Source organism: Cyanobium sp. LEGE 06143, assembly GCF_015207535.1.
Taxonomy (GTDB): Bacteria; Cyanobacteriota; Cyanobacteriia; order PCC-6307; family Cyanobiaceae; genus NIES-981.
This window is the reverse complement of record NZ_JADEWP010000256.1, coordinates 1-2,672: the sequence shown is the minus strand read 5'-3', so window position 1 is coordinate 2,672 and position 2,672 is coordinate 1. Positions and strand designations below refer to the sequence as shown.

The 2,672-nt window shown below is 61.8% G+C and carries 2 protein-coding genes; both read left to right on the top strand.

The features are described from left to right. The coding region (gene ppc, locus IQ216_RS13175) for a phosphoenolpyruvate carboxylase (protein WP_193815831.1) at positions 1-1,961 on the top strand (1,961 nt) is incomplete at its 5' end. Positions 1,962-2,018: 57 nt separating this feature from the next. Beyond that, the coding region (locus tag IQ216_RS13170; protein WP_193815830.1) for a YbaK/EbsC family protein at positions 2,019-2,672 on the top strand (654 nt) is incomplete at its 3' end.

The window sequence follows — 2,672 nt, the reverse complement described above, 5'->3', positions numbered from 1 at the left end:
TTTCTGATGCAACGGGCAAAGGCCTGCCCCTGCAGAACTCCCCGATCCGTATTGCCTCGTGGATGGGGGGAGACCGTGACGGTAACCCGAACGTAACCCACGATGTGACTCGCCAGGTATTTTTGCTGGGCCGCTGGATGGCCGCCGATCTGTACCTGCGGGACATTCAGGCCCTGAGGGCCGAGCTGTCCATGTGGCAGGCCAGTGATGAACTCCGGGAGCGAGTTGGTGATTCCCGGGAGCCCTACCGCCAAGTGCTGGCTGAGCTGCGGGAGCGCCTGATCCGCACCCGGGACTGGGCCGAGGCCGGCGTTAAAGGCCGGGTGGCAGATAACACCGGTATCCTGTTCGAGAACGAAGACCTGACGGCACCGCTGGAGCTGTGTTATCGCTCACTGGTGGACTGCGGCCTGGCGCAAATTGCCAACGGCCCGCTGTTGGACACCATTCGCCGTGCTCACACATTCGGACTGCCGCTGATTCGCCTGGATATCCGGCAGGAGGCTTCCCGGCATGCGGAGGCAGTGGCAGAGATGGTGGATTATCTGGGGCTGGGAGACTATCTGTCCTGGTCGGAAGACGACCGGCAGGCATTCCTGCTGCGCGAGCTGCAAGGCCGCCGGCCACTGGTGCCCCGCAACTGGGAACCCTCAGAGTCCGTCAAGGAAGTGCTGGCTACCTGCGAGGTGGTGGCGGGCCAGACCCCGGAAGCGCTGGGCTCCTACGTTATCTCCATGGCCAGCAAGCCTTCGGATGTATTGAGCGTGATCCTGTTGTTGCGGGAAGCGGGAATGAAGTTCCCGATGCGCGTGGTGCCGCTGTTTGAAACCCTCAGCGATCTTCAGGGCGCGCCAGACAGCATGGCCGCCCTGTATCAGGTTGATTGGTACCGCGAATACTGTCAGGGCCGCCAGGAGGTGATGATCGGCTATTCGGACTCGTCCAAGGACGCCGGCCAGCTGATGGCAGCCTGGGCCCAGTACCAGGCCCAGGAAAAACTCACCCAGGTGGCCCGCCAGTATGGCGTGCACCTGACCCTGTTCCACGGTCGCGGCGGCACGGTGGGCCGTGGTGGCGGCCCGGCGAACCGGGCGATTCTGTCGCAACCGCCGGGATCGGTGAACGGCAGTTTCCGGATTACCGAGCAGGGGGAAATGATCCGATTCAAGTTCGGTTTGCCCCGGCTGGCGGTACAAAGCCTTACCCTGTACACCACTGCCGTCATTGAAGCGACCCTGGCGCCACCGCCACAACCCGAGGACAGCTGGCGCGAGATGATGGACTGGCTGACGGAGCGTTCCCTCAAATCTTACCGGGAAGTGGTAAGGGAGAACCCGGATTTCGTGCCTTATTTCCGGCAGGTTACACCCGAAACGGCGCTGGGTAAGCTGGCCCTGGGCAGTCGACCGGCGCGCCGGAAAGCCACCGGTGGCGTGGAGAGTTTGCGAGCCATTCCCTGGATTTTTGCCTGGACCCAAATGCGCCTGATGCTGCCCAGCTGGCTGGGCAGCGATGTGGCCCTGGAGGAAGCCGCCCGGCACCAGCGCCTGCCAGAGCTGCGTGAGATGATGCGGGGCTGGCCGTTTTTCCGCACCTATGTCGACATGCTGGAAATGGTGCTGGCCAAAGCCGACCTGCGCATTGCCAGTTATTACGAGCAGACCCTGGTGGAGGATGAAAGCCTCAGGGCCCTGGGGAGTAGCCTCAGGGAACGGCTGAACGGCTGTATCGAGCGTGTGCTGGAGCTCAAGGATCAGCAAGCCCTGTTGGAGAGCGAACCGGTGTTTGCCCATTCCATGAGAGTGCGCAACCCCTACACGGACCCATTGCATTACCTTCAGGCGGAGTTGCTCAAACGCGACCGCGAAAGTGAGGGCAAAGGTGAGGTGCCGGATATGGTGGAGCGGGCGCTGAAAGTCACCATGGCAGGCATCGCCGCTGGTATGCGTAATACGGGCTAACGTGCATAATAACGCCGGGGCCGGAAAGCCCTGAACCGGATAAAGGAGTCTTCCCCGTTGGCACTGTCAGAGCGACTGTCGCATTACCTCGCCCGTAAGGGTATCAGCTATCAGCAGATCGAAATTGCACCGGTAAGCAATCTCGATGCGGCGGTTCTTGCCTCTGGCAAGCCCCAGCATGATTTTATCCAGCCCACGCTGCTGATCGACATCAATGGTGTGGTCATGGCGGTGCATCGCTTCGACAGTACGTTGGATATGGACACCCTGCATCAGTTTACCGGGCGTCGCCTGCAGCCGCTGACCGCGCGCCAGACAGCGAGGCTGTTTGGCGACTGCGAGCCAGGATTCGTGCCACCGGTCGGGAATGCCTGGGATCTGCCGGTGCTGATTGACGAAGATCTCACCACCGCCGACCAAGTGGTGTTCTCAGCTGGCACCAACGATACCCTGGTTGTGATGGATGGACGCTCCTTCCGGTTGGCACTGGCGGGTGCCCGCGAAGGGCACCTGGTTATCCGGGGGCAGGGTAATGGTTCCCGTGGCGCGCTGAGCCTCGACGAAGTGGCTGACAAACTGCAGAAACTCTATCGTCTTCCGCCCATGCCGGCGCTGGCGTTGCGGATTCTGCGCCTGACCGCCAATACGGAAGCCACCGCCAGAGAGCTGGCGGAACTGATTGAGTTTGACCCGAGCATGACGGCCCAGATC